Raw genomic sequence first — 26,366 nt, 5'->3', positions numbered from 1 at the left:
CATCAACCTGCTGCTAACACCGCATTGGCCATACTGCGCCGATGCACGCACGGTCCGCACCTCAACGGCCGCGTCCGAGTCCGCCCGATCAGGGCTGGGCCTTGTTTCTCGACGTGGATGGCTGTCTCCTGGAATTCGCCGACGCACCCGACAAGGTGATCGTCCCGCTCGGATTGAGGGAGCGTCTGCACGCACTGTCGGAGCAACTGGACGGTGCCCTGGCGCTGGTCAGTGGCCGCTCGCTGGAGGCATTGGACGACCTGTTCTGGCCGCTGCGATTGCCGGCCGCCGGCTTGCATGGATTGGAGCGACGCTCGCGCAATGTCGAACATCGCGCACCGATCGCAAGCCAGCTGTTGCGCCGCCTCTGCGCCGAGGCGGAAACGCTGGCGATCGATCATCGTGGTGCGATGGTGGAGAACAAGCGTGCCGGATTCGCCTTGCATTGGCGCGCAGCGCCGCAGGCGGAGCACGCCATGCGCGCATTCGCCGAAAGCGCGTTGTCGCAGTTGGTCGGCTATCGGCTGCAGCACGGTGACCGGGTAGTTGAACTACTGCCGGTCGGCGGCGACAAGGGTGGTGCGATTGCAGCCTTCCTGGAGGAAGCGCCGTTCGCCGGGCGGCATCCGGTTTTCGCCGGCGACGACCTCACCGACGAATCCGGCTTCCGCGTGATCAATGCGCGTGCCGGCACCAGCGTGCTTGTCGGCAAACGCCCGGACAGCGCAGCGACTTTCGGCCTGCTCGACCCGGCTGATGTACGTGCGTGGCTGGGCATGCCCGGCACCGACCACGACGACGGAGACCCTGCCCGATGAACCCGCATCACGCGTCGACCAACAACGGCAAAGCCGACTTCGGACTCGAACTCGGGGTCATCGGCAATGGCAGTTTCGGCGCGCTGGTGGATGCGCATGGTCGCGTGGTCTGGGGCTGCCTGCCCGCCTTCGACGGCGACCCCGCCTTCTGTGCGCTGCTGTCGCCCCGCGACCACGAGGGCGGCGATTTCGGCATCGAGCTGGAGGATTTCTCGCACGCCGAACAGGCCTACATCGCCAATACCGCCGTGCTGCGCACGGTGCTCCACGACACGCGTGGCGGATCGCTGGAGATCGTCGACTTCGCTCCGCGCTGGCGGCAGAACGGACGCTTCTATCGTCCGGTCTCGATCGTCCGGCGGATCAGCCCGCTGTCCGGCAATCCGCGCATTCGCGTCCTGGCTCGGCCCCTGGCCGACTGGGGGGGCGCGTGCCCGAACAGACCTGGGGCAGCAATCACATTCGCTGGCTGCTGCCGGCGTTCACCCTGCGCCTGACCACCGACGTGCCGGTGCGTTATCTGCGCGACAGCCTGCCATTCGTGCTCGGCCACCGCATGCATCTGGTGCTCGGCCCGGACGAAACGCTGGCTCGCTCGATCGATGGTTACGTCGAGGAGGCGCTGGGCCGCACCCTGGATTACTGGCGCGAATGGGTGCGCTATCTGTCGATCCCTCTGGAATGGCAGGACGCGGTGATCCGCAGCGCGATCACGCTCAAGCTCTGCCAGTACGAAGACAGCGGCGCGATCATCGCGGCGATGACCACTTCCATCCCGGAGGCACCGGGCTCCTCGCGCAACTGGGACTACCGCTATTGCTGGCTGCGCGATGCGGCGTTCGTGGTGCGCGCGCTCAACCGACTCGGCGCGACCCGCAGCATGGAGGAGTTCCTGCGCTACATCTTCAACATCGCCACCCACGACGGCAGCCTTCAGCCGTTGTATGGAATCGGTTTCGAGGAACAACTCGAGGAACACGAGGTCGCATCGCTGGCCGGCTACCGCGGCATGGGCCCGGTGCGTCGCGGCAACCTGGCCTGGATCCAGAAGCAGCACGATGTCTATGGCAGCGTGGTGCTGGCATCGACCCAGTTGTTCTTCGACCAGCGCCTGGCCGATCCCGGCGATGCCGGCACCTTCGCCCGGCTCGAGCCACTGGGCGAACACGCGTTCGCCCTGTTCGACGTCCCCGATGCGGGCTTGTGGGAATTCCGCGGCCGCGCCGAAGTGCATACCTACACCGCGGCGATGTGCTGGGCGGCCTGCGACCGTCTCGGCAAGATTGCGTCGAAACTCGGCCTGGACGATCGCGCGGCGCATTGGCGCGAGTGCGCCGACCATATCCACGCGATCACCCTGGCACGCGCCTGGCGGGCGGATGCCAACCACTTCAGCGCGTCATTCCAGAGCGACTATCTGGATGCCTCGCTGCTGCTGCTGGCGGATATCGGCTTCCTGTCCGCTGACGATCCGCGCTATGCGGCCACCGTCGAGGCGATCGGCCGCGAACTGCGGCACGGCGATGGCGTGTTCCGCTACGTGGCACCCGACGATTTCGGCGCACCCGAAACCAGCTTCACCATCTGCACGTTCTGGTACATCGACGCGCTGGCCGCGATCGGGCGCAAGGACGAGGCGCGCGAGTTGTTCGAACGCGTGCTGGCGCGCCGCAATCGGCTGGGGCTGCTGTCGGAGGACATGGCCTTCGAGGATGGCGAAGGCTGGGGCAACTTCCCGCAGACGTATTCGCACGTGGGCCTGATCAATGCCGCGATGCGGCTGTCGCGTTCCTGGCAGGAGGCGTCATGAGCCGCCTGGTCGTGGTGTCCAATCGCGTCGCCATTCCCGGCGAGAGCCTGCCCGGCGGATTGGCGGTCGCCCTGCAGGCCGCGCTGGGCGAGCGCGGCGGCGTGTGGTTCGGCTGGAGCGGCAAGACCGTGCGCGGCGACAGCGGCGACGTCCACGAACAGCAGCACGGCGGGATCCGCTACGTCACCATCGACCTCAACCGGGCCGACGTGGACGATTACTACAACGGGTTCTCGAATCGCACGCTGTGGCCGCTGCTGCATTTCCGCCTGGACCTGGTCGACTACGACCGCGCCACCCGCGAGGGCTACCGGCGCGTCAACGCCCTTTTCGCCGACACCCTGGCACCGCAGTTGCGGGAAGACGACATCGTCTGGATCCACGACTATCACCTGATCCCGCTGGCGGCGTTGTTGCGCGAACGCGGCGTGACCTGCCGGATCGGTTTCTTCCTGCACGTTCCGCTCCCGTCCGCCGATCTGTTGATGGCGATGCCGGACCACGCGCGATTGTTCAGCACCCTGTATGCCTACGATCTGCTCGGGTTCCAGACCAGTCGCGACAACGACCGCTTCCGCACCTACGTGCGGCTGTACGGCGGCGGCAGGATCGTGGACGACAGCCTCATCGAGGCGGCGGATGGACGACGCATCCGCACCGCTGCCTTCCCGATCAGCATCGACACCCCGCACATCGCGCGGCAGGCGGCCGCGGCTGGCGGCAAGTCTGCCTTGCGCAACCTGCACAACAGCCTGGAACGACGGATGCTGGCGATCGGCGTCGACCGGCTCGACTACTCGAAGGGTTTGCCGGAGCGATTCCAGGCGTTCGGACGTTACCTGGAGCGCCATCCGGAGCAGAAAGGCAGCCTGACGTATCTGCAGATCGCGCCGGTCTCGCGCGGGGAAGTGAACGAATACCAGCACCTGCGCAATCAACTGGAACAGATCGCCGGCCACATCAACGGCCGCCACGCCGCACCCGACTGGACGCCACTGCGTTACGTCAACCGCAACATCCCGCACGCGATGCTGACCGGCTACTACCGCATGGCACGCATCGGCCTGGTCACGCCGCTGCGCGACGGCATGAACCTGGTGGCCAAGGAGTACGTGGCGGCACAGGATCCGGGCGATCCCGGCGTGCTGATCCTGTCGCTGCTCGCAGGTGCCGCGCTGGAAATGAAGGAAGCCTTGCTGGTCAATCCGCATGATGTGGATGGCGTGGCCGATGCGATCGCCACCGCTGCCGCAATGCCGCTGGCCGAGCGCAAGGAACGCTGGCAGGCCATGATGGCGCGACTGCTGGAATACGACATCCATGCGTGGCGGCGGGGTTACCTGCAGGCGCTGGAATCCGCCTGATCCATATCGCGCGCGCTGACGACGGCACGCGTGCACATCGCCTGCGGCCGGATTCAGAGGAAGCGCTGGCGATGCTCGGGCGCGGGCACGCTGCAGGCCTCGTTGCGTCCGAACCAGCGGTAGCGGTTGCGGGCGAGCCAGCGATACGCCGCATCGCGAACGCGGCGCGGAACAAGCGCGATCACATGCGCCGCGCACCAACCGCCACCCAGTCCCGCCAACACGCGACGGATCGCATCGGAATCGGTGGAGATGCGCGGCGAGTTGCCGACATCCTGTTCGACCAGCAGGAACGAGGCCGGGTCGTCGGGATCCAGCCCATGCGAAGCCAGCAGATCGCGGCCCGTATCCGATTGCATCGCGGCGTAGCGATAGCGAGCGCGACGGTCGTGCCGCAACAGGAACCCGACCCAGCCGTTGCAGAGCACGCACACGCCATCGAACACGATGACCGCGCCGCCGGGCTCAGCCTGCGGCATCGTCCACCGGCAGCAGCCAGCCTTGGTAGCGGATGACGCGGCCAACCAGCGGCAGGCGCGCATCGATGCTGAATTCGTAGCGGCCTTCGTGCTCGGATTCGCGACAGCGCACGCCACGGAACCAGCGCGCCGGCAGTGGCAGCACGCCGAACACGCGCACGCCCGCGACCCGCCACCAGATCGCACCGGCATTGGCCAGCAGCGCATGGCGGAACTGCAGCGGGCCGATCTGCTCGCGGAGCAGGCCATTCTTGTATGCCAGCCGCGAGTGCATGCGCGTGCCGGCGAAATCGCGATGCCAGGTTTCGCTGCGCGTGTCGGCGGTGAATTCGACGGTGATCGGCACGTCCTGCATCGCGCCGGGCAAGCCGGCGATGCGTGCGCACAGCCGTGCCAGCGGATTGCGTCCGCGCTCGACACTGGCGATTCCGGCGTAGCGCGCGGTACCGCGCACCGCATGCAGGGTGCGCACCGGTGCCGGCAACTTGAAGAACGCCGCACCCAGCGCCTGCTGGAACAAGGTGGGCGGCACGGGATGGCTCACCGCTCGATCCACGCAACGGTGGCGATGCGGCCACTGCGCCCATCGCGGCGATGGGAAAAAAACCGCGCCGGATCGCTGATCGTGCAGAACGCACCGCCATGCACCTGGGTGACGCCGACCGCAGCAAGGCGGCGACGCGCCAACGCATACAGATCGACCTTCCAGTGGCCGGGCCGAGTCGGCGCGAACGCTGCGCCGGCACCGGCATCGCGCGACACGAAGGCCGCGAAGACCTCTTCACCGATTTCGTAGGCCTGCGGTCCGGCGGCCGGGCCGAGCCAGGCGACGAGCTTGTCCGCCGGTGTCCGCATCGCCGCCACCGTCGCTTCCAGCACGCCCGCGCACAGCCCGCGCCAGCCCGCGTGGGCAGCGGCGATTTCACCGCCGCCTGGTGCCGCGAACACCACCGGCAGGCAGTCGGCGGTGAGGATGGCCAGGACGGTGCCAGGCGAGGTGGTGACGGAGGCATCGGCTTCGGGTTCATCGAAGCCTGGCTCGCATGCGACCTCCACGCCATGCACCTGCCGCAGCCAGCGCGGTAGCGAGGGCAGGTCCAAGGCAGCCCCAACTGCTGGCGGTTCTCGATCACCGCGTCCGGGTCATCGCCGCAGCGCGCGCCGAGGTTGAACGTATCGAACGGCGGCTGCGAGACGCCCAGCCCGTGGCGCGTGGTGGTCAGCGCGCGGACGCCGGGCGGCGCGGGCCAGTCGGCGTCCAGCCAGGCGCTCATCGACGCTGGCGCTCCGCCTCCGCGTGGGCCGCGGCATCCTCGCGCAGCAGGCGCAGCAGGTGTTGCATGTCCGCGGGCAGCGGCGCACTGCAACGGATCGGATCGGCAGTCACCGGATGAGTGAATTCCAGCACTTCCGCATGCAGCGCCTGCCGCTTGAACCCACGCAGCGCCGCAATGAAGTCGTCACTGGCGGCCTTGGGCAGCTTGAACGACCCGCCGTACAACGGATCGCCGACGATCGGGTGCTTGAGGTGGTTCATGTGCACGCGGATCTGGTGGGTGCGGCCGGTCTCGAGCCGGCATTCCAGCGCAGTGTGGTTGCGGAAGCGTTCGCGCAGGCGGTAATGGGTCACTGCGTCCTTGCCGTCCTCGCGCACGGCCATGCGCAGGCGGTCGCGCGGGTGGCGGTCGATCCCGGTGCGCGCGCTGCCGCCCGATACCAGCGCACCGGCGACGATCGCCAGGTACTGGCGATGGACATTGCGTGCGGACAGCTGCGCCACCAGCGAGGTATGCGCCGGCAGGGTGCGCGCCACCACCATGACCCCGCTGGTGTCCTTGTCCAAGCGATGGACGATGCCGGCACGCGGCAACAATTCCAGGCTGGCATCGCGGTTCAGCAGGGCATTGACCAGGGTGCCGGTCGGATTGCCTGCGCCGGGATGGACCACCAGCCCGGCCGGCTTGTCGAGGACGAAGACGTGCTCGTCCTCGTACAGGATGTCCAGCGGGATGTCCTCGGCGACCGCGTGGGTCTGGGTTTCCTGCACCGCGGAGAGGGTGATTTCCTCGCCGCCGCGGACGGGATCGCGACCACGTGGCGCAGCGCCATCGACGGTGACATCGCCGGACTTGATCCATGCCGACAACCGCGAGCGCGAATACTCCGGGAACAGTTCGGCCAGCACCGCGTCCAGCCGGCGGCCGGCTGCGGATTGGGGGACGATGACGTGGCGGGGGCTTACGGATTCGGTCATGGGATCAGGCTGGCGGTTCAGGCGCCGCACAGCGGCGGCGGCCCGACACTCAAAACGGGCTGGTATTATCCCACCCTCTCCAGGCCTCCGTGCCTCCAGGCGCCGACTCGATGCTCATGCCCGCCCGTTCCACCCTGCTGCGCCCCGCCCTGCTCGTCGCCCTGGTCCTCGCCGCAAGCGGTTGTTCCAGCGTCAAGGGCATGTTCAAGGACAAGGACAAGAACGAGGGCCTGCCGGTCAGCCAGCTCTACGACAAGGCCCACGGATCGATGGAGCAGGGCCGCTGGAGCACTGCGGTCGAGACCTTCGGCCGGCTGATCGCGCAGTACCCGTATGGCCCGTACACCGAACAGGCATTGATGGAACAGGCCTACGCGGAGCACAAGGCCGGCAAGTACGACGAAGCGGTGTCGACCATCGACCGCTTCATCCGCACGTATCCGACCCACAAGAACATCGCCTACCTCTATTACCTGCGCGGCCTCAGCAACATGAGCCGCAACACGGTATTCCTGTCCAAGGCGTTCAAGCTGGACATGAGCACGCGCGACCTGCAGGCCCCGCAGCAGGCCTATAACGACTTCAACATCGTGACCACGCGCTATCCGAACAGCCGCTACGACGCCGACGCCCGCCAGCGCATGATCTTCCTGCGCAACGAGTTCGCCCGCTTCGAGCTCAACACCGGCCTGTACTACCTGCAGCGCGGTGCCTGGGTATCAGCGAGCGACCGTGCGACCCATCTGCTGGAAACCTACCCGCAGACCGCATACCAGAACGACGCCGTCGCCCTGCTCGCCGAGTCCTACACGCGGATGGGCAACGCGACCCTGGCCGCCGATGCCAAGCGGGTGCTGCAGCAGAACGACCCGCAGCATCCGTGGCTGGCCGGCGACTGGCCCAAGGGCAAGGGCATCATAGCCCGCCTGAACCCGCTCAACGGCAACTGACCGGCCAACGCCGCACACGTGCAGCGAACAACAAGGGTGGCGTGAGGTTCTTCGGAACATCACGCCACCCTTTTTCATTTGATGGGTCGCAACCCCGTTTGAGGTCGTCCCGCGTTTCCGCTTGGCACGCCCGGCTCGCCGGTTGAACGCCACTGCAGAGGACGCCCTCGATGACCACGCATTTCCAAGCACGCTTGCTCCCCCTGGCCATCGCCGGCCTGCTGCTCGCGGGTTGCGCCGCCCATCGCGAGACGGTTGCCGGCACAGAGGCGACCACGACCGATGCTGCACGCGAGGCGATGCCACCGCCCGCACCACCGGCACCAGCCGCACCCGTCGGGCTGATGGCACCCGCTGCGGATGCCGCCGCGAGCAGCGCGAGACTGGAAAGCGTGATGGTCAGCGGCAGCCGCATTCGCGCCAGTGCCGAAGCGAAATCCATCGCACCCGGTGAACCGGAACATGGCGACGCCCGCCAGCAGGTGCAGTCCGGCACCCTGACCGCCGGCGATTACGACGACCTGCTCAACCCCGGCCAGTACGCACGTTACGCCGAGCGTTATCTGCAAGGTCGCACGCAAACCGGCCTGCCGTTCGTGGATACGCGCTCGCCGCTGCAGGTGCGGGTGGTTGGCAAGAACGGCCAACCGGTGGCCTTCGCGGATGTGTCGGTCAGCGACGGTCGCGGACGCACCCTGCACTTGCCGACCGCCGCCAATGGCATGGCGGTGTTCTTCCCGTCACTGGACGGATTGGCGGGGCACCTGCAACTCGCCGTGGACGCAGGTGGATCGCAGCCGATCCAGCGCAGCGTGGACCTCGAGCGGCGTGGCGCGGATCGCACGATCAGCATCACCCTGCCCATCGCCGGTCGCGCTCCAGAGGCACTCGACCTCCTGCTGGCCATCGACACCACCGGCAGCATGAGCGATGAACTGGATTACCTGCAGGCGGAACTGGACAGCATCGTGACCACGCTGCGGCGCATCCGCACGGACACCGACATCCGTGTGGGCCTGCTGGTGTATCGCGATCAGGGAGACGAGTACGTCATCCGGCGTTTCGAGTTCACCCGCAACCTCGCAGACCTGCGCGAGCACCTGGGCGACCAGCAGGCCGGCGGTGGCGGCGACTATCCCGAAGCGGTGGATCGTGCCTTCGTCGAGGCCAACCGCTTCGATTGGCGCACGGATGCGGCCAAAGTGCTGCTGCATGTCGCGGATGCGCCGCCGCACGCAGAACTGGCCGACGACGCGTGGCAACAGGCCTTGGCCCTGCGTGCGCGCGGCGTGCACATCGTGCCGGTCGCAGCCAGTGGCGTGGCCGATGACGCGCAATACCTGATGCGCTCGATGGCAGCGGTCACCCAGAGCCGCTACCTGTTCCTCACCGACGACAGCGGCGTCGGCCTGCCGCACGACGAACCTGACGTGCCCTGCTACGTGGTCACCCGGCTGGACGGCCTGATCGAACGCGTGGTGGGATCGTTGCTGGTGGGCCGCCGCATCGAACCGCAGGCCGACGACATCCTGCGCCGCACTGGCGCCTATGACCGCGGCGTCTGCCGACCGACCAGGCAGCCGCGGATCGCGCAGTAATCAAAAAGTGGGGTCAGAGTGGCCTTTTCGCTTCGCAGAAAAGGCCACTCTGACCCCACTTTTCCCCTTTCCTCTCAGTCGCGATACCCGTTGGTGATCGGATAGCGCCGCTCGCGCCCGAACGCGCGCCGGCTCACCTTCGGACCCGGCGCGGCCTGGTGCCGCTTCCATTCGCCGATGCGCACCAGCTTCAGCACCTTGTCGACGGTGGCGGCATCGAAGCCGGCGGCGACGATCTCCTCGCGCGACTGCTCCTGGTCGACGTGGCGCAAGAGGATCGCGTCGAGCACGTCGTACGGCGGCAGCGAATCCTGGTCCTTCTGGTTGTCGCGCAGTTCCGCCGACGGCGGCCGCTCGATCACCGCCTCCGGCACCACCCGGTCGCCGACGGTGTTGCGCCAGCGTGCCAGCGCGAACACCTCGGTCTTGTACAGGTCCTTGATCGGCGCGTAGCCGCCGCACATGTCGCCGTAGATGGTGGCGTAGCCGACCGCGTACTCGCTCTTGTTGCCGGTGGTCAGGACCAGCCCGCCGAACTTGTTGCTCAGCGCCATCAGGAATGCGCCGCGGGTGCGCGACTGCAGGTTTTCCTCGGTGGTGTCGACCGGCTTGCCGGCGAAGGTCTCGGCCAGCGTGTCCAGGTAACCCTGGAACGGTTTTTCGATGGGCAGCGCGATCAGCGTCACGCCCATCGCGTCGCATTGTTCCTGCGCCAGGTCGTTCGAGAGATCGGCTGTGTAGCGCGAGGGCATGCGCACCGCGGTGACATTCTCCGCACCGAGCGCATCGACCGCGATGGCCAGCACCAGCGACGAGTCGATGCCGCCGCTCAGCCCAAGCCAGGCATGCTTGAACCCGTTCTTGGCGAAGTAGTCGCGGGTGCCGCGCACCACCGCGCGCCAGGCCAGCGCATCGCGGCTTTCGTCGCCGTCCACCATCCACTGCACCGGAGTGAAGCGGCGCGACGCCGGATCGAAATCGACCAACAGCCATTGATCGGTGAACGCCGCCGCGGCCGGATGCACGTTGCCATCGCCATCGGCCACCACCGACGCGCCATCGAACACCAGCGCATCCTGTCCGCCGACCACGTTCAGATACGCAATCGCCGCACCGGTCTCGCGCGTGCGCTGCGCGAGCAATTCATCTCGCTGCGCATGCTTGTCGCGCTCGAACGGCGAGGCGTTCGGCACCAGCACCAGCTGTGCGCCCTTGGCCACCGTCGAAGCAATCGGTTCTGCAAACCACAGGTCCTCGCAGATGACCAGCCCGACCTGGGTGCCATTGACCTCGAACACGCAATCGTCGCGATCCGGATCGACATCGAAATAGCGGCGCTCGTCGAACACCGCGTAGTTCGGCAATTCGCGCTTGCGATAGGTCTGTTCGATGACACCATCGCGCAGCACGCTGGCGGCGTTGTAGACCACCGCGCCGGCGCTCTGCGGCCATCCGACCACCGCAACGATGCCCTGCACATTCGCCGCGATGTCATTCAATGCCGCTTCGCAATCACGCAGGAACGACGGCCGGTACAGCAGGTCTTCCGGCGGATAGCCGGACAGCGCCAGCTCGGGGAACAGCACGATGTCGGCGCCGTGTTCGTCGCGCGCCTCCGTGATCATGCGCGCGATCCTGTCGCGGTTGCCGGCCACGTCGCCGACCGGGAAATCGAACTGCGCCATCGCGATGCGTAGGGTCATGCGTGCAGTCTAGCCGTCGTCGTCGCCCGGGTCATTTGCTTCGCCGGCGCAACAGCTTCAGCGCCACTGCTTCCCACTGCCGCGGCCCGCGTACGCCATTGGACGCGCGGGCCAGCCAGCCGCCCTCCCACGCCGCGTATACGCGCGGGTCGATGTAGGACTTGCGGCAGACCGCCGGCGTGTTGCCGAGCTGGCGGGCCACGTCGGTTTCGACCGCCTTGCGCATGGCCGCCATTGCCCGCTGGCTGGCGCCGGCCTCGTCCCATGGCATTTCGGCGAGCAGGCGGATCGCCGCCAGGGTGCCGCCCCAGGTACGGAAGTCCTTGGCGGTGAAGTCGGCCCCCATCGCGTCACGAAGGTAGTCGTTGACCTGCGCGGAGCCGACAGGATGCAGCTGGCCTTCGTCATCGTGGTACTGGAACAGGTGTTGGCCCGGCAACTGCTGGCACTTCTGCAACAGCCGGGCCAGCTTCGCATCGTCCAGGACCACGTCGTGGTCGATGCCGCCCTTGCCGCGAAAGCGGAACCTTGCACGCCCGCCGCGCAGGAACTGCACATGGCGATTGCGCAACGTGGTCAGGCCATACGATTTGTTGGCGCGCGCGTAACCGGCGTTGCCGATGCGCACCAGCGTGTCCGCCATCACCGCGACCACCATCGCCGCAACTTTCTGCTCCGGGAAACCGGGTAACGCAAGGTCGCGACGCAGGTGTCGGCGCAAGCGCGGCAACGCCGCGCCGAAGGCCTCGATGCGTCCGAACTTCTCGCGATCGCGCACTTCGGCCCAGCGCGGGTGATAACGGTATTGCTTGCGCCCGCGGGCGTCGCGGCCGGTGGCCTGCAAGTGACCGTTCACGCGCGGACAAATCCAGACATCGCGATAGGCCGGCGGAATCGCCAGCATGCGGATGCGCTGCAAGGTCGCGTCATCATGGATCGCGCGGCCGCGTGCATCGAGGTAGCGAAACACGTTTCCTGCCGTGCGACGCCGCAACCCGGGGTCGGTATCGCTGACGTAAACCAGTCCGCCTTGGCGTGCGGAAGCGGCTTCGGGTGTCAGCGGTTGGCGTTTGTCCGACATCGCGGCACCATGCCGATGCGCGCGTCAACGCCGCGCCACGATGCCCGGAAACGACGAAGCCGCCCGGAGGCGGCTTGTCGATCACAGCATGTGGAACGAAATCAGCCGGCGAGACGCTTGGCGATCGCCGCGCCCAGGTCGCCCGGGCTCTTCACCGTGGTCACGCCCGCCGCTTCCAGCGCGGCGAACTTGCCTTCCGCGGTACCGAAGCCGCCCGAGGCGATCGCGCCGGCATGGCCCATGCGCTTGCCCTTCGGCGCCGACGCACCGGCGATGAAGCCGACTACCGGCTTGGTGACGTGCTTGCTGATGTAGTCGGCCGCTTCTTCTTCCGCGGAACCACCGATCTCGCCGACCAGGATGATGCCCAGGGTCTGCGGGTCGGCCTGGAACAGCTTCAGCGCGTCGATGAAGTTGGTGCCGTTGATCGGATCGCCGCCGATGCCGATGCAGGTCGACTGGCCGAGGCCGGCGTCGGTGGTCTGCTTCACGGCTTCATAGGTCAGGGTGCCGCTGCGCGAGACGATGCCGATCTTGCCGGGCATGTGGATGTGGCCCGGCATGATGCCGATCTTGCACTCTCCCGGGGTGATCACGCCGGGGCAGTTCGGCCCGACCAGCACCACGTCCGGATAGCCCTTCAGGGTGTTCTTGACCCGCAGCATGTCGAGCACCGGGATGCCCTCGGTGATGCAGACGATCACCTTGATGCCGGCATCGGCCGCTTCCAGGATCGCGTCGGCCGCGAACGGCGGCGGCACGTAGATCACGGAAGCGTCGGCACCGGTGGCCTTGACCGACTCGGCGACGGTGTTGAACACCGGCAGGCCGAGGTGCTGGGTGCCGCCCTTGCCGGGCGTCACCCCGCCGACGACCTGGGTGCCGTAGTCGACCATCTGCTCGGCGTGGAAGGTGCCCTGCGAGCCGGTGAAGCCCTGGACGATGACCTTGGTGTTCTTGTTGATCAAAACGGACATGGGTTCGGGCCTCAGGCTGCAGCAGCGGCGGCGACGGCTTTCTTCGCGCCGTCGTTGATGTCGTCGGCCGACGTGATCGCCAGGCCGGAGTTCTTCAGCAGTTCCTTGCCGGCATCGACATTGGTGCCTTCCAGGCGAACGATCACCGGCACCTTGACGCCCACTTCCTTGACCGCGGCGATGATGCCCTCGGCGATCATGTCGCAGCGGACGATGCCGCCGAAGATGTTGACGAAGATCGCCTTCACGTCGGGCGAGCGCAGGATCAGCTTGAACGCCTCGGTCACCTTCTCCTTGTTGGCGCCACCGCCGACATCGAGGAAGTTGGCCGGCGTGCCGCCTTCCAGCTTGATCACGTCCATCGTCGACATCGCCAGGCCGGCGCCGTTGACCATGCAGCCGATGTTGCCGTCCATGGTCACGTAGTTGAGGTCGTACTTCGAGGCCAAGACTTCGGTCTCGTCTTCCTGCTTGATGTCGCGCATCTCCACCAGCTCGGGGTGGCGGAAGTTGGCGTTGTCGTCGGAGTTGATCTTGCCGTCGAGCACGGCCAGGTTGCCGTCGGTGAGGATCGCCAGCGGGTTCAGTTCGACCAGCGCCAGGTCCTTCTCGTTGAACAGCTTGTACAGGCCGAGCATGATCTTGCTCAGCTGGTTCACCTGCTTGGCGTTCAGCCCCAGCGCGAAGCCCATGTCGCGGGTCTGGTACGGCTGCAGGCCCTGCACGTAGTTCACGACGAGGGTCTTGATCGCGTCGGGGTTGTCGACCGCGGTCTTCTCGATCTCCACGCCGCCGTCGGCGGAGGCGATGAAAGTAATCGACTGGGTGGAACGATCCACCATCACCGAGAGGTACAGCTCCTGGGCGATGTCGGTGGCCTGGGTGACCAGCACCGAATCCACCGGCAGCGCGACGCCCGCCGACTGGTAGGTTTCCATCTTCGTGCCGAGCATGCCCTTGGCGTACTCGCGCACTTCGTCGAAGGACTTCGAGTACTTCACCCCGCCGGCCTTGCCGCGCCCGCCGGCGTGGATCTGTGCCTTGACCATCCAGGCCTCGCCACCGATCGCCTTGGCCGCGTCGACGGCCTCTTCGGGCGAGCGCGCGACGCGCCCGGCCGGTACCGTGATGCCGTAATCGGCAAACAGCTGTTTCGCCTGGTATTCGTGGAAATTCATGGGTCACCCGGGAAGAGGATTGCCGATGCCGGCATGGACGCATCGCGTGGCCGGCAGGTGGCCGGTTGCGGGCGGATCGGCATTTTAGCGTGTTGCAGCGCCGCATGCAGACCCGACCATCGTCGGCATTGGCCAGCCATCTTGCATACTCGGGCCGATGTCCTCGCCCAGCCCCAGCCCGATCCAGGCCGCGATTCGTCGCGAACTGCACTTCTTCACCCTCTATCGGGTGCTGGAGGGGGCGCTGCTGTGCCTGACCGTGTTCAGTCCGGTCGGGGTCTGGCTTGGCGGCCTGCCGCGCCATCCCGTGCTGGCGTCGGCGGTCGCGGCGGTCTACCTGCTGGCCGCGTGCCTGCTGTTCTTCCTGCGCAGGCGCGGGCATGTCAGGCCGATGGTCCTGCTCGGGATCGCACTGGATATCGCGGCGTCGCTGCTGGCCATGCACGCCCTGCCCGACGCCGCAGCCGGCATCGCGATGATGCTGCTGTTCAACGTCGGTGCCGCCGCCCTGCTGCTGCCATTGCGCTGGAGCCTGGCCATCGCCGCCGTGGCCGGCGCGGCCTTGGTCGGCGAGCACATGTGGACGCTGCTGGCCGGCCATGGCCGCGACCGGCCGCTGGCCGAGATCCTGATGTTCGCGGTCAGTTACCTCGCCATCGCCACCCTGACCAGCGTGGTCGGCCGGCAGATGCGCGCCAGCCAGGCGTTGGCCGAGGAGCGCGGCAGCCAGGTCGCCAACATGGCCGAGGTCAACGAGCTGATCATCCGGCGCATGCGCACCGGCGTGCTGCTGATCGAGGGCGACGGCGAGATCCGCCTGGCCAACGAGGCGGCGATGCTGCAACTGGGCAGCTCCGGCGAAGGTCGGCGCACACTGGCCACCGCTGCGCCGGACCTGGCCCGGCAGTTGCAGCGCTGGCAGCAGGAAGGCGATGGCGATCCGGTGCCGCTGCAGCTCAGCCCCGGCCTGCCGGAAGTCCTGCCGCGCTTCACCCGCCTGCTGGCCGGCAGCGACCAGGTCCTGGTGTTCCTGGACGATGCCTCGCTGGCGTCGCGGCGCGCGGAGTCTCTGACCCTGGCCACCCTGGGGCGCTTCTCGGCCAGCCTGGCCCACGAAATCCGCAACCCGCTGGCCGCGATCAGCTACGCCACCCAGTTGCTGGAGGAATCCCGCGACATCCCCGAAGCCGACCGTCGCCTGCTGGAGATCATCTACCAGCAGACCCATCGCATGAACGGCATCGTCGAGAACGTGCTCGGCCTGGCCCGCCGCGAGGCTGCCCGCCCCGAACACGTCGATCTGGGCGAGTTCGTCCGCAGCTTCGTCGCCGAATACCAGGAGAGTCATCCGCTGGAAAACGATCGGCTCGACGGCCATCTGCCACGGACTGCCGTAGCGGCCATGGTGGACCGCCGCCAGCTGCAACAGGTGGTCACCGTGCTGGTCCACAACGCGCTGGTGTACGGGCGCCTGCCCGGCGAACCGGCACGGATCGGCGTGCATGCCCACCTCGACAGCGCCGGCGCACCCGTGCTGGACGTCACCGATCGTGGACCCGGCATCCCGGAAACGGTCGCCGCCCAGCTGTTCAGGCCGTTCTTCACGACCTCGGGGCATGGCACCGGGCTGGGCCTCTATATCGCCCGCGAGCTCTGTCAGGCCAATCAGGCCAGTCTGGACTATGTGCCGGTGCCGGCCGGTGGTGCCTGCTTTCGCATCCGCCTGGCCGGCGCGCGCGCGATCACCACCGTCTGACGGGGCGAACCCAGCGCAGTGCCGCTCTGCGTCGCACTTGGACGCAACACGGCAACGCGCTATCGTGGACGGACATGAGCGCCCCTGCCCGCAACACCCAAGCCTGCGCCCTGGTCGTCGACGACGAGCGCGACATCCGCGAATTACTGGTCCTGACGCTCGGACGGATGGGGTTGAAGTGCGATACCGCCTCGTCCCTGCATGACGCTCGGGCACTGCTTCGCCACAACACCTATGCGCTGTGCCTGACCGACATGCGGCTGACCGACGGTTCCGGGCTGGATCTGGTGCGCGAAATTTCCCAGCTGTACCCGCAGACCCCGGTCGCGATGATCACCGCCTTCGGCAATCAGGAAGCGGCCGTCGGCGCGCTCAAGGCCGGCGCGTTCGATTTCGTCAGCAAGCCGGTGGATTTGTCGGTGCTGCGCGGCTTGGTCCAGCACGCGCTGAAACTGGGCCTGGAGGCCTCCGCTGGCGGTGCATCCCGGCTCGCCGACGCCGCCGGGCCAGCCATGGCCCGCCTGCTGGGCAGCTCGATGGCCATGGCCGACCTGCGCACGACCCTCGCCAAGGTCGCCCGCAGCCAAGCGCCGATCTACATCGCCGGCGAGTCGGGCGTGGGCAAGGAACTTGTGGCGCGGACCATCCATGACGAGGGCATGCGCGCCGCCGGACCATTCGTGCCGGTGAACTGCGGCGCAATTCCCGCGGAATTGATGGAGAGCGAGTTCTTCGGCCACAAGAAAGGCAGCTTCACCGGCGCCCATGCCGACAAACCCGGCCTGTTCCAGGCGGCCGAAGGCGGCACCCTCTTTCTGGACGAAGTGGCCGAGTTGCCGCTGCCGATGCAGGTCAAGCTGCTGCGCGCGATCCAGGAAAAATCGGTGCGTCCCGTCGGTGCCAATGGAGAAGTGCCGGTGGACGTGCGCATCCTCTCGGCGACCCACAAGAACCTGGCGGCACTGGTCGAGGACGGCCGCTTCCGCCACGACCTGTACTACCGCATCAACGTCATAGAGCTTCGCGTACCGCCATTGCGCGACCGACGCGAGGACGTGGCGCAACTCACCGACGCCATACTCGCCCGCCTGGCCAACGCCCAGCACCGCGCGAAACCGGTCCTGCATGCGGATGCCCTGGAGGCACTGGCCCGCTACAACTTCCCCGGCAATGTGCGCGAACTGGAGAACATCCTGGAGCGTGCCTTCGCCTTGGCCGACGACGACGGCATCCGCGCCGCCGACCTGCGGCTGCCGGAAATGCGCCCCAGCGCACCCGCGCAAGCCGCCGCCGCCGCGATGGACCCGTCCCGGATCGATCCGCGCGAGTCCGCCACCAGCGCCCTGCCGAACTTCATCGAGGAAATCGAGCGCAAGGCGATCGAGCAGGCCCTGACCGACAACCGCTACAACAAGACCCGCGCCGCCGCGCAGCTCGGCATCACCTTCCGCGCGCTGCGGTACAAGCTGAAGAAACTCGGGATCGATTGACTGTCGCTACTCACGGACATGCGCGCGTACCTGAATCAGACCTGACAATGTGACGATATGCGTCAGTTTATTGACGCAAATGGTCACATTTCATAAGCAAGCACAGGCCAGAAACGTGACCGCGCTTTCAGAATTGCGCTCAGTTTCAACCTGTCCTGAATTGGCATGCATCCTGCGTTATAACTCTCGCACGTGCCAAAGCCATCCGGCTGCCGAAGGACCGTTACAGCGGGATGTCGCGACACGTGGATCACACCAACCAACCCTAGGGGATACACCATGAAGAAGCAGCAAGGCTTTACCCTGATCGAACTGATGATCGTTGTCGCGATCATCGCCATCCTGGCCGCCATCGCGCTGCCGGCCTACAACAACTACCGCATCCGTTCGGCCGAAGGCGCTTGCCAGGCTGAAGCCAAGGCTTACACCAACTCGGCCGTGGCTGCTGGCCAGTCGCAGATGGTGATTCCGACTGCGGTGACCACCGGTGCTTGCGCTACGGCCCCGACCATCACCAGCGGGGACATCACCAGCTCGTCCAACGTGACCTTCGTCCCGAAGACCCCGGGCGTCAGCTCCACCATCTGCAATGCCGCGACCGCGACCTGCTCGATGACGCCGTCGGTCTAATCGACCGTAGTCGTCCGAAAGGATGGTTCCGAAAGCCCCTCGCAAGAGGGGCTTTTTTTTGCCTTGGATATGGCAGCGCGCTCGGCGCTCCCGCGCCGCTAATAGGCTGGTTGCTACCGATCATCGACCTACGCCGATCGGCTAGTGATCAGCATCACGGAAACACGCAATCAACGCCACATCACGTGACGCTTGGCCCGCTTATTGCGTAATGGTTTGTTACCAGCGAAAAACGCCCCCGGGGAATCGACATGCACAGGAATTCGCAAGGCTTCACCCTGATCGAACTGATGATCGTGGTGGCCATCATCGCCATCCTCGCCGCCATTGCGCTACCGGCCTACAACAACTATCGGGTTCGATCGGCGGAAGGCGCATGCCAAGCGGAAGCGAAGGCTTACATGAACCAGGCCATCGTGGCCGTGACCAATAGCTTCGCAGGCTTCCCGGCACCGTCGAACCAAGCATGCAGCTCCATGACCGGCACCATTGATGCCGCCGCCGTCGCCAGCGGCACTGTCATCACTTTTGCGCCCAAGGCACCAGGAACGGCGAGCACGAGCTGCAGGGCCGACAACAGCAACTGCACGATGACGCCGTCGGTCTGAGCCAAGCGATGCGCAAAGGCGCGTCACTCGATCGCTCCTAAGGAACATCAGCAACGGAGTGGCGACGCGGCCATGTGATCGACGCCACGTGTTTTGCCACCGACAACACTTGGTGAACCGCGTCCCTTATCATCGGGACAGGCGCGAGGGATGGGGAGCAACAGCCCTTCCCATGGCTGACGGATCCGGGGCGCAATGACACGATTTCCTATCGCCGCATGGCTGCGGCATGACCTGTTTCGCTATTTCGCCGCCTCTGTGCTTGCGTTGCTGGCGGACCTCGGCACGCTGTCTACTTGCCTGCGGCTGCTGCATTTCAGCCTGGGCTGGTCGGCGTCCATCGGATTCGCCGTGGGCGCGTTGGTCGCCTACCTGCTGAGTATCCGCTGGGTGTTCCGTCAACGCGCCTTCGCGGACGCGCCGGCAGTAGAGTTCCTGGCCTTCGTCGGGATCGGAATTGCCGGGCTGGGCATCACTCAAGTCCTGCTCTGGCTTGGCGTCGTCAAACTCCACCTGTTGCCCGAACTGGTGAAGCTGGCCGCGGCGATCGTGACCTTCGTCTTCAATTACCTGGTGCGCAAGACCCTGCTGTTCGCAGCCTCCGCGCGCGCACTACGGACCAGCAAGGACAGCGCATGAACACCACAACCCGCATCGTCATCGTTGGTGGCGGTCCCGCCGGCCTGACGGCCGCACTGGAACTGCAGGCTTCCGGCGTCCACGACATCACCGTGATCGAGGCGGATCATCAAGTCGGCGGGATTTCGCGCACGGTCGAGCACCACGGCAACCGGATCGACATCGGCGGCCACCGTTTCTTCTCCAAGTCGGACTGGGTGATGGACTGGTGGCGCGGGATGATGCCCGTGGCCGCCTCCGCGGATCCGGATGCCGCACGGGAGCTCCGCTACCAGGGCGCAGTGGCAGACGCGCCTTCAGCGACCGCAAGCGAGACCGACCACGACGTCATGCTGTTGCGCAGCAGGTTGTCGCGGATCTACTTCAACAAGCAGTTCTTCGACTATCCGCTCAAGCTCAACCCCGACACCCTCCTCAAGCTGGGGCCCTGGAAGACCTTCACCTTCGGCCTGAGCTACGTGTGGGCGCGGGTCAATCCGCGACGTCCTGAAGCTTCGCTGGAAGACTTTCTGGTCAACCGCTTCGGACGCAAGCTTTATGGCCAATTCTTCAAGGAATACACCGAGAAAGTCTGGGGCGTGCCCTGCAACGAGATCAGCGCCGCCTGGGGCGCGCAACGGATCAAGAGCCTGTCGATCACCAAGGCCTTGTTGCATGCGCTCAAGCAGGTGTTCGGCCTGGGCGGCAAGGCGGAACAGACGTCCCTGATAGAAAGTTTCCTGTATCCGAAGTACGGACCCGGGCAGATGTGGGAAACCGCAGCGCGACGCTTTGTCGAGCAAGGGGGGACCCTGCTGATGCGCAGCCGCGTGGAACGCATCGACATCGTCAACGGCCAAGTGCTGGGCGTGGCCTACCGGGATGCGGACGGCAACGAGCACGCGTTGCCATGCACGCACCTGTTGTCCACCATGCCGATCAAGGACCTGGTGCAAGCCTCCGCATCGGCCTGGCCCGACGAGGTGCGTGCGATCGCCAGCAACCTCTCCTACCGCGATTTCATCACCGTCGGCCTGCTGTACCCGCGCAGCGCCATCCCGCGCCAACTGGACGACAACTGGATCTACATCCAGGAGCCCGGTGTCAACGTGGGCCGTGTACAGGTCTTCAACAACTGGAGCCCGCACATGGTTGCGGATCCCGGCACCCTGTGGCTGGGCCTGGAGTTCTTCTGCAAGGAAGGCGACCCGTTGTGGACCATGGACGATGAAGCGCTCAAGGCGCTCGGCCACCGGGAGATGGTGCAGATCGGGCTGGTGCAGGCAGATGCGCCGCGCGATGCCGTGGTGCTGCGCGTGCCAAAGGCCTACCCGGGCTATTTCGGCGAAGCCTACAAGCGCTTCGAGGAATTGCAGTCTGCGCTGGACGCGGTGCCCAACCTGTTCCTGATCGGTCGCAACGGCATGCACCGTTACAACAACCAGGATCATTCGATGCTGACCGCCAAGGAAGCCGCGCGGCAGATCACCAGCGGCCAGGTGGACAAGGCGGCGATCTGGGGGATCAACGTGGACGACGAGTACCACGAGGAGAAGTGAGGTGAGCCAGCAAGCAACCGAGGTTGCAACAGGACCGAATTGCCGAGAGCGGCCGGAATGGCCGACGGGTCTGCTGGCGTTAACGCTGCTGCTATCGATCGCAGCACCACTCGCCATGTATTCCGGGCGCGTGCCGGGTCTCGGGGAGTTCGACTACCAGATTTATTACCGACTGCTGTTCTACAACGACTTCACGAATTCACTTGCGATGCTTGGGGCGCTGCTGCTGGCATTCGCATTACGCCCACTGCACCGATTCATCGAACAACTGGCCGACTCGATCACCAATCGTCCGATAACCGCTTGCATTGCCGCATTCTCCATATTGGCGATTGCTTCGCGCGTCGTGTATCAAGGTTTTCCGCTGGCAATGGACGAATACGCCCCATTGCTCCAAGCGCGTATTTTTGCAAGCGGGGCCCTCACGGCGACCTACCCTCCTGAACTGATGGATCGAATGGTGGTCCCTGGCTTCCAAGGAGTTTTCATCCTTGTTAACCATGACACGGGACAGGCAGCCTCCGCCTATTGGCCCGGTTTGGCCCTTTTGATGACGCCATTTGCCCTGTTCGGTGGAGAATGGTTGCTCAACCCCTTGATGGGTGCGATCGGCCTGTGGTTGATCGGTGATCTGGCCAAGCAGGCAAGTGGATCCGACAAGGCATTTGGTTGGGCGTTCTTGGTCGCAATGGCCTGCCCGCAGTACAGCATCAACGCGATGTCCTACTACGCGATGTCGGCACTGCTTACCCTCAACTTGCTGTTCCTCTGGCTGCTGCTTCGGCCGGGATGGCGCCAGGCAATGCTTGCAGGCGTAGTCGGCAGCATCGCGCTCGTATTGCACAACCCAGTGCCTCATGCATTGTTCGCAGTCCCGGTATTCATCTGGATGCTGGCCGATCCCGAGCGCCGCCGCCGCTTGGTTCCTCTCGCAGCCGGATACCTACCACTGACATTGCTGCTTTGCCTCGGCTGGCCGCTGTTGACAAGCACAATGGGCTTGCGCCTCTCTGGCGTGACCGCCACGCATGCAGGCTTTTTCGCCTCATGGGTGGAAAAGCTACAGGGAATATTTTTCGTTCCTAACCTGGAACTTCTCGTTATCCGTTCGTATGCCGCGTGGAAAGCCCTCATCTGGGCCGCCCCAGGAACCCTCATCCTTGCGCTGATCGCGAGACGACAAACGACTATCCAGCGTCTGCTGCTGGCGGGATTCCTCATCACTTTCGGATTCTACTTTTTCTTTCCTTACGACCAAGGGCATGGCTGGGGCTATCGCTACGTCCACTCAGCTTGGGGCTTGGTCGCCGTTGCCGCCGGGGTCTTTGCCGTGCGTGGGATAAGCACATCGCCTCAACGAAGCTTTCTTGCAACCGCGATATGTGCCGGCCTTCTGGCAATGCCAGCATTCATGTACTCGACCCGCCAAACGATCAACACTTCAATAGCGCAGCAACCACCTACGCCGGAGGATGGCCGATCCGTCGTCTTTTTCTCTACGGACCGACCCGCCCTCTACAGCGTCGATCTGGTCAGGAACTATCCACGAAACCAAGAACGCACCATCAACATGTTGAGCGAGGGAACTGAAGCTGATCGCGCGCTCATGCGAAAGATCGCGGGTGAGGCGGTTTTGGTGACAATAGATCAACGTGGTTCTTCTTGGAGAATTCCGGATTCCTCGCAAGCAGCCCCCCCCGCGAGCAAAAGCCCCTAAGCTTACGACTGGCCTAACAGCAGGCGAAGCGAACCAGACACGTATCCTCACCGAGGGTGGACATCAATTGCAGGCGAAGAAATGCAAAAAACCGCAAATGACCGTTACACAGATGGCGAATACCTTGCATCGAATCCGACCTGGGGCGAAGAAGATAGCGCGTGGAAAGCCAGATGCATTCATGAGCTATGGAACCAATCCAATCTCCCCTCCCCGTTGTCGATTGCGGAGATCGGGTGCGGCGCGGGGGGATACTAGCCAAGCTTCATGACCTGTTTCCAGACAACGTTCAGCTCGATGGTTTCGATATCGCCCCGGCTGCAATCGATCTGGCCAACAGGCGCGCATCACCCCGCCTGAACTTCCACCTAGAGGACCTTACGAAGTCCGGGCAGAGCTTCGATCTGCTTCTATGTGTGGATGTTTTTGAGCACGTCGAAGATCCATTCGCGTTTTTGCGAAGCCTCAAAAAATTGGCCCCCGTCGTCGTATTCAATATCCCGCTAGAAATGCATGTCGCCGGAATCTTGATCAATCACCAAAGGTGGACACGCAGGCATTACGGACATTTGCACTTTTATACAGCCGCCGTAGCGTTTGAGACATTGTCTGATTGCGGCTACACAGTGACAGAATTCCAATACATCAGCCGCCTCACAGATATACCTCGCACAACCAGTGAGTATTTGTTTTGGCTACCCCGTAGACTGCTCTCCCTGCTGAACAAGGAGCTTTCGGCTCGTATTCTTGGAGGCACGTCACTCTTGGTTATTGCTCGCACTAACAGCCCCTGAGAAAGCCTTGTGCCAACCACACTGATCGTGGCCCATCATTATCTTCCACATGTTGGAGGCTTGGAAATCGTCGTCCAGCAACAAGCCCAAGGGCTAATCAGGAATGGCTATGAAGTTCGTATAATTTCGTCTCTCTGGCAATCGAAGCAACAGCGCGAAACCGAGAAAGAAGGCATCGAAGTGTTGCGGGTGCCCACATGGCATGTCATCGAGGACACTCTCTTCATTCCTTTCCCCATATTTTCCCCGCGCTTTGTTGTGGATGCTTGGCGGCAGATCCGATCTGCAGATGTAGTGCATATCCATGATGTTTTCTACATGAGCTCTTGGATATCTGCTGCACTAGCGAAGGTCGCTCGCAAGCCCATGCTACTGACGCAGCATGTAGCGATAGTGGAACACCCAAGCAGGTTCGTGATGTGGGTGCAAAGAGTTGTCTATGCGACGGCGGGCAGGCTGATCTTCGGCAGCGCGAGGAAGATCGTTGCGTACAACCGCAATGTTCGCGACTTCCTCCTATCGCGCGGCATCAACGAAAAGAAAATCCTATGGCTAACCAATGGCATCGACGTACGGAGATTCCGACCACCAGCAGAGGGCGAGCGTGCCGCGATCCGCGCACAGTTCCGCCTGCCCCTAGATCGACCATTAATTTTGTTCGTGGGCAGACTGGTCGAAAAGAAAGGCGTCCAGATACTGCTGAACGCCAAGGACCCTAGCTTCGACCTTGTGTTTGCAGGACCCGGTCCAGTCCCGGAAGATGGATTGATGGAAGGCGTCCACTGGCTCGGCCCACTGGACCAAGCCCAGACGGCTGAACTTTACCGATCTTGCGACGTGTTCGCCTTTCCCGCAGTTGGCGAGATCTTTACATTGGCAATGCAGGAAGCCATGGCGAGCCAACTGCCCGTGATCACGACTGACGACGCAGCCTACACGAACAACGAAATGGCTGATGGTTTGATACTTTGTCCTCGGCAAGCAGAAGAATTCAACAAAGCCATCGTCACCCTTCTGTCTGACCCCAAGCTCGTTCTCGAAATGGGGTTACGCTGCCGACAGACCGCGCTCCGACATTTCGATTGGGATGCAAATTTTTCGAGCCTGAAGGATGCATATGCTGAAGTATCTGCTGCAGGCTGATGGCTTGGTCGCCGCCGCCCTTGAGAACTCCGTCCGGAAGTTCGCCCACGCAAATGAACTCGACAAGCATGTCGTACTGGATTTTGGCTGCGGCACAATGCCGTACCGGCCAATTTTCACTTCTGCAGGCGCACGGTATATCGGCGCAGACATTGATGGCGCACCGGACCTGCGTATAGAGGCCGACCAGCCATTGCCGCTGACTAATGAGAGCATGAATTTCGTCGTATCGTTCCAGGTACTGGAGCATGTAAGGGAAGTACCCAGATACCTTGAAGAAACTCGGCGTGTATTGACCCGAGACGGGAGGCTTTTTCTGTCTACTCATGGCGTGTGGCCATATCACCCACACCCTACCGATTATTGGCGTTGGACCCAAGATGGTTTACGCGAAACGCTTGAGCAAGCCGGCTTCGTGATACTTCGCATAACCCCGCTGTGCGGGCCTGCAGCGTGGCTGGCGATGTTCCCCATGCTCGCGGCGAAGAAACTACTGGGGCCTGCGTCTGTGTTGCTCGCACCGGCAAACTTCCTTGTCAACGTTCTTGCGTTGACAGCAGACTGCCTGACCCCTAACACGATTCGGGACACCAACGCCGCTGTTTACGCTGTTGAGGCTGAGAGATGCAGGTGACAACGAGAGCGAGGATCGCTGAGTTTTGTCGTTACATTGCGACCGGGCTTCTCGGCATCACGCTCAACGTCGCAATCGTCGTAATCTTGACCCACTATCTCAATTTTCACTACCTAGTCTCCCTCGCGCTTAGCTCGCTCATCGTCACCATCGTTGGCTTCTTGCTAAATAGGTCCTGGACCTTTCGCCAATCGGGAACTGCGATCACCCCGGAGTTCTTGCGCTATGTCGCGACAACAGCCACCCAACTCGCGGTTGGCATGATTGCATGCTCATGGCTTGTAACGAGCATGCATATGCACTATTCGCTCGCTGTTGCCTGTGTTGGTGTTCTGTCCGCACCAATAATCTACCTTGTCCATCGAGGATGGAGCTTCGGCTTGTCCTGGCTACGTGATACCTGAGCGCACACGCATGATGACCGACAGGAATTTCGATAGATCGCGTGCCTTCGAGGCTCTTTACCCCGAGCACGAATTTGGCGGATATACGAACCAAGACGGTGCAGTTGCCTTCTATTCACGAGTGCAGTCCCTACTGCGACGCGATTCGATCGTCTGTGATTTCGGATGCGGGCGAGGATTCCACAAGGATCTTTATCGGGGATTCGCCCGCGACGTGCAGGTATTCACGAGGAAGGCGAAGCACGTAGTCGGTGTCGATGTGGACAGCTATGCAGCGGAAAATCCTTACATTGACGAATTCCGGCTGATCTCACCGATGGACGCACCGCTTCCACTGGCAAGCGAATCGGTGGACTTGGTTGTCACAGAGTGGGTAGTCGAGCATCTCCCGAACCCGCGCGACAGCCTTGACGAACTAAGTCGAGTCATCAAGCCAGGGGGATTTCTCTGCATCCGCACGCCGAACCTTTGGCATTACTCATGCTTGGCCGCGCTGATGATCCCGGATCGGTTGCACTACAAGGTGCGACAACTCCTGCGACAACCCCATGAATCCGAGGATGTCTTTCCGACGCTTTATCGCGCCAACACGCGTGGGCTACTGGCAAGCATGTTGGAAGAACGAGGCTTCGATGCAGTTGTCTACAGACACCGCGGCCCTAGCCACCTCACCGAGGCCGGACGCTTTCTTGGGCAAATTGGCGAGTGGATAGAGCGTTTCAGCCCTGCCGTATTCCACCACGAGCTCCATGCCTTCGCGCGCAAAAGAGTCACGACCCCAGCAGGCTCGAGCTGAGTCAT

General features: G+C 64.1%; 22 protein-coding genes and 4 pseudogenes. 18 read left to right on the top strand and 8 right to left on the bottom strand.

Annotation, left to right across the window (positions count from 1 at the left end; genetic code table 11):
* The first annotated feature begins 41 nt into the window (after positions 1-41).
* The 3 genes and pseudogenes from otsB (at position 42) to otsA (ending at position 3,992) form a co-directional block, all read left to right on the top strand.
* Entirely contained in the window at positions 42-818 is a 777-nt protein-coding gene (gene otsB, locus H9L16_RS08205) for a trehalose-phosphatase (protein ID WP_187551258.1), read from the top strand.
* Positions 815-2,628, top strand: a pseudogene (locus H9L16_RS08200) (glycoside hydrolase family 15 protein). Before otsB ends, H9L16_RS08200 begins: the two are co-directional and overlap by 4 nt.
* Positions 2,625-3,992 (top strand): alpha,alpha-trehalose-phosphate synthase (UDP-forming), encoded by a 1,368-nt coding sequence (gene otsA, locus H9L16_RS08195; protein ID WP_187551255.1) that lies wholly within the window; start codon positions 2,625-2,627, stop codon positions 3,990-3,992. Before H9L16_RS08200 ends, otsA begins: the two are co-directional and overlap by 4 nt.
* Positions 3,993-4,045: 53 nt before the next feature.
* Here the strand turns inward: otsA and H9L16_RS08190 are convergent, their stop codons facing one another.
* The 4 genes and pseudogenes from H9L16_RS08190 to rluD all read right to left on the bottom strand — a co-directional run bounded on the left by H9L16_RS08190 (position 4,046) and on the right by rluD (position 6,725).
* Positions 4,046-4,471 (bottom strand): thiol-disulfide oxidoreductase DCC family protein, encoded by a 426-nt coding sequence (locus tag H9L16_RS08190; RefSeq protein ID WP_187551253.1) that lies wholly within the window; start codon positions 4,469-4,471, stop codon positions 4,046-4,048.
* Entirely contained in the window at positions 4,458-5,015 is a 558-nt protein-coding gene (locus H9L16_RS08185; protein ID WP_229796615.1) for a DUF4166 domain-containing protein, read from the bottom strand. Before H9L16_RS08185 ends, H9L16_RS08190 begins: the two co-directional genes overlap by 14 nt.
* Positions 5,012-5,745 (bottom strand): annotated as a pseudogene (gene pgeF / locus H9L16_RS08180) (peptidoglycan editing factor PgeF). The gene H9L16_RS08185 and the pseudogene pgeF overlap by 4 nt, the downstream one beginning before the upstream one ends.
* Positions 5,742-6,725, bottom strand: coding sequence for a 23S rRNA pseudouridine(1911/1915/1917) synthase RluD (rluD, locus tag H9L16_RS08175; RefSeq protein ID WP_187551249.1), 984 nt, complete (start codon positions 6,723-6,725; stop codon positions 5,742-5,744). Before rluD ends, pgeF begins: the two are co-directional and overlap by 4 nt.
* A gap of 116 nt (positions 6,726-6,841) precedes the next feature.
* On the opposite strand from rluD, the gene H9L16_RS08170 reads away from it, so the two are divergent.
* Positions 6,842-7,675 carry an outer membrane protein assembly factor BamD gene (locus H9L16_RS08170; protein ID WP_187554113.1) on the top strand — a complete coding sequence of 278 codons (834 nt, stop codon included), beginning with the start codon at positions 6,842-6,844 and terminating at the stop codon, positions 7,673-7,675.
* Between the two features lie 170 nt (positions 7,676-7,845).
* Positions 7,846-9,273 carry a vWA domain-containing protein gene (locus H9L16_RS08165; RefSeq protein ID WP_187551248.1) on the top strand — a complete coding sequence of 476 codons (1,428 nt, stop codon included), beginning with the start codon at positions 7,846-7,848 and terminating at the stop codon, positions 9,271-9,273.
* 74 nt (positions 9,274-9,347) lie between these two features.
* Here H9L16_RS08165 and H9L16_RS08160 read toward each other — a convergent pair whose 3' ends face one another.
* The 4 genes from H9L16_RS08160 to sucC form a co-directional block, all read right to left on the bottom strand.
* Entirely contained in the window at positions 9,348-10,976 is a 1,629-nt protein-coding gene (locus H9L16_RS08160; protein WP_187551246.1) for an NAD+ synthase, read from the bottom strand.
* A gap of 31 nt (positions 10,977-11,007) precedes the next feature.
* Positions 11,008-12,057, bottom strand: a complete 1,050-nt coding sequence (locus H9L16_RS08155; protein ID WP_187551244.1) for a DNA topoisomerase IB — start codon at positions 12,055-12,057, stop codon at positions 11,008-11,010.
* 101 nt (positions 12,058-12,158) lie between these two features.
* On the bottom strand, positions 12,159-13,034 hold the full coding sequence (gene sucD / locus H9L16_RS08150) for a succinate--CoA ligase subunit alpha (RefSeq protein WP_187551243.1): 876 nt from the start codon (positions 13,032-13,034) through the stop codon (positions 12,159-12,161).
* An 11-nt stretch (positions 13,035-13,045) separates the two neighbouring features.
* Positions 13,046-14,212: an ADP-forming succinate--CoA ligase subunit beta gene (gene sucC / locus H9L16_RS08145; RefSeq protein ID WP_187551241.1), complete on the bottom strand. Its 1,167-nt coding sequence runs from the start codon at positions 14,210-14,212 to the stop codon at positions 13,046-13,048.
* Between the two features lie 157 nt (positions 14,213-14,369).
* Here sucC and H9L16_RS08140 point away from each other — a divergent pair, with 157 nt between their 5' ends.
* The 13 genes and pseudogenes from H9L16_RS08140 (at position 14,370) to H9L16_RS08085 (ending at position 26,361) form a co-directional block, all read left to right on the top strand.
* Entirely contained in the window at positions 14,370-15,968 is a 1,599-nt protein-coding gene (locus H9L16_RS08140; RefSeq protein ID WP_187551239.1) for a sensor histidine kinase, read from the top strand.
* A 74-nt stretch (positions 15,969-16,042) separates the two neighbouring features.
* On the top strand, positions 16,043-17,458 hold the full coding sequence (locus H9L16_RS08135; protein WP_187551237.1) for a sigma-54-dependent transcriptional regulator: 1,416 nt from the start codon (positions 16,043-16,045) through the stop codon (positions 17,456-17,458).
* 279 nt (positions 17,459-17,737) lie between these two features.
* Positions 17,738-17,837, top strand: a pseudogene (locus H9L16_RS15995) (prepilin-type N-terminal cleavage/methylation domain-containing protein); the annotation flags it as partial.
* Positions 17,838-18,339: 502 nt separating this feature from the next.
* Positions 18,340-18,696, top strand: a complete 357-nt coding sequence (locus H9L16_RS16395; protein ID WP_308427066.1) for a prepilin-type N-terminal cleavage/methylation domain-containing protein — start codon at positions 18,340-18,342, stop codon at positions 18,694-18,696.
* 195 nt (positions 18,697-18,891) lie between these two features.
* Complete coding sequence (locus tag H9L16_RS08120) at positions 18,892-19,335, top strand: GtrA family protein (RefSeq protein ID WP_187551234.1); 444 nt, start codon at positions 18,892-18,894, stop codon at positions 19,333-19,335.
* Positions 19,302-19,394: pseudogene (locus tag H9L16_RS16390) on the top strand (hypothetical protein); the annotation flags it as partial. The gene H9L16_RS08120 and the pseudogene H9L16_RS16390, both read left to right, overlap by 34 nt.
* Positions 19,380-20,873: an NAD(P)/FAD-dependent oxidoreductase gene (locus H9L16_RS08115; protein WP_325065077.1), complete on the top strand. Its 1,494-nt coding sequence runs from the start codon at positions 19,380-19,382 to the stop codon at positions 20,871-20,873. The pseudogene H9L16_RS16390 and the gene H9L16_RS08115, both read left to right, overlap by 15 nt.
* Before the next feature lies 1 nt (position 20,874).
* Positions 20,875-22,590 (top strand): hypothetical protein, encoded by a 1,716-nt coding sequence (locus H9L16_RS08110; protein ID WP_187551231.1) that lies wholly within the window; start codon positions 20,875-20,877, stop codon positions 22,588-22,590.
* Positions 22,591-22,778: 188 nt separating this feature from the next.
* Positions 22,779-23,384 carry a class I SAM-dependent methyltransferase gene (locus H9L16_RS16495; RefSeq protein WP_187551229.1) on the top strand — a complete coding sequence of 202 codons (606 nt, stop codon included), beginning with the start codon at positions 22,779-22,781 and terminating at the stop codon, positions 23,382-23,384.
* 60 nt (positions 23,385-23,444) lie between these two features.
* A complete protein-coding gene (locus tag H9L16_RS08100) occupies positions 23,445-24,527 on the top strand; it encodes a glycosyltransferase family 4 protein (RefSeq protein WP_187551227.1) in 1,083 nt (360 codons plus the stop codon).
* A complete protein-coding gene (locus tag H9L16_RS08095) occupies positions 24,502-25,161 on the top strand; it encodes a class I SAM-dependent methyltransferase (RefSeq protein ID WP_187551226.1) in 660 nt (219 codons plus the stop codon). Before H9L16_RS08100 ends, H9L16_RS08095 begins: the two co-directional genes overlap by 26 nt.
* On the top strand, positions 25,152-25,565 hold the full coding sequence (locus tag H9L16_RS16490) for a GtrA family protein (RefSeq protein ID WP_187551224.1): 414 nt from the start codon (positions 25,152-25,154) through the stop codon (positions 25,563-25,565). The genes H9L16_RS08095 and H9L16_RS16490 overlap by 10 nt, the downstream gene beginning before the upstream one ends.
* Positions 25,566-25,578: 13 nt before the next feature.
* A complete protein-coding gene (locus H9L16_RS08085; RefSeq protein ID WP_187551222.1) occupies positions 25,579-26,361 on the top strand; it encodes a class I SAM-dependent methyltransferase in 783 nt (260 codons plus the stop codon).
* The last annotated feature ends 5 nt before the right edge of the window (positions 26,362-26,366 follow it).

Origin of the sequence: Thermomonas carbonis, from assembly GCF_014396975.1 — a bacterium.
GTDB lineage: Bacteria > Pseudomonadota > Gammaproteobacteria > Xanthomonadales > Xanthomonadaceae > Thermomonas > Thermomonas carbonis.
The sequence above is the reverse complement of the archived record's forward strand: the minus strand, read 5'-3'. Positions and strand labels throughout refer to the sequence as shown.

Excerpts from the sequence above, each read along its gene's own strand:
- sucC (WP_187551241.1), bottom strand. The coding sequence starts at position 14,212 with ATGAATTTCCACGAATACCAGGCGAAACAGCTGTTTGCCGATTACGGC.
- H9L16_RS16395 (WP_308427066.1), top strand. The coding sequence starts at position 18,340 with ATGCACAGGAATTCGCAAGGCTTCACCCTGATCGAACTGATGATCGTG.
- H9L16_RS08165 (WP_187551248.1), top strand. The coding sequence starts at position 7,846 with ATGACCACGCATTTCCAAGCACGCTTGCTCCCCCTGGCCATCGCCGGC.
- H9L16_RS16490 (WP_187551224.1), top strand. The coding sequence starts at position 25,152 with ATGCAGGTGACAACGAGAGCGAGGATCGCTGAGTTTTGTCGTTACATT.
- sucD (WP_187551243.1), bottom strand. The coding sequence starts at position 13,034 with ATGTCCGTTTTGATCAACAAGAACACCAAGGTCATCGTCCAGGGCTTC.
- H9L16_RS08120 (WP_187551234.1), top strand. The coding sequence starts at position 18,892 with ATGACACGATTTCCTATCGCCGCATGGCTGCGGCATGACCTGTTTCGC.
- H9L16_RS08140 (WP_187551239.1), top strand. The coding sequence starts at position 14,370 with ATGTCCTCGCCCAGCCCCAGCCCGATCCAGGCCGCGATTCGTCGCGAA.
- H9L16_RS08190 (WP_187551253.1), bottom strand. The coding sequence starts at position 4,471 with ATGCCGCAGGCTGAGCCCGGCGGCGCGGTCATCGTGTTCGATGGCGTG.
- H9L16_RS08135 (WP_187551237.1), top strand. The coding sequence starts at position 16,043 with ATGAGCGCCCCTGCCCGCAACACCCAAGCCTGCGCCCTGGTCGTCGAC.
- otsA (WP_187551255.1), top strand. The coding sequence starts at position 2,625 with ATGAGCCGCCTGGTCGTGGTGTCCAATCGCGTCGCCATTCCCGGCGAG.
- H9L16_RS08160 (WP_187551246.1), bottom strand. The coding sequence starts at position 10,976 with ATGACCCTACGCATCGCGATGGCGCAGTTCGATTTCCCGGTCGGCGAC.
- otsB (WP_187551258.1), top strand. The coding sequence starts at position 42 with ATGCACGCACGGTCCGCACCTCAACGGCCGCGTCCGAGTCCGCCCGAT.
- rluD (WP_187551249.1), bottom strand. The coding sequence starts at position 6,725 with ATGACCGAATCCGTAAGCCCCCGCCACGTCATCGTCCCCCAATCCGCA.
- H9L16_RS16495 (WP_187551229.1), top strand. The coding sequence starts at position 22,779 with ATGGAACCAATCCAATCTCCCCTCCCCGTTGTCGATTGCGGAGATCGG.
- H9L16_RS08155 (WP_187551244.1), bottom strand. The coding sequence starts at position 12,057 with ATGTCGGACAAACGCCAACCGCTGACACCCGAAGCCGCTTCCGCACGC.
- H9L16_RS08085 (WP_187551222.1), top strand. The coding sequence starts at position 25,579 with ATGACCGACAGGAATTTCGATAGATCGCGTGCCTTCGAGGCTCTTTAC.
- H9L16_RS08095 (WP_187551226.1), top strand. The coding sequence starts at position 24,502 with ATGCTGAAGTATCTGCTGCAGGCTGATGGCTTGGTCGCCGCCGCCCTT.
- H9L16_RS08170 (WP_187554113.1), top strand. The coding sequence starts at position 6,842 with ATGCCCGCCCGTTCCACCCTGCTGCGCCCCGCCCTGCTCGTCGCCCTG.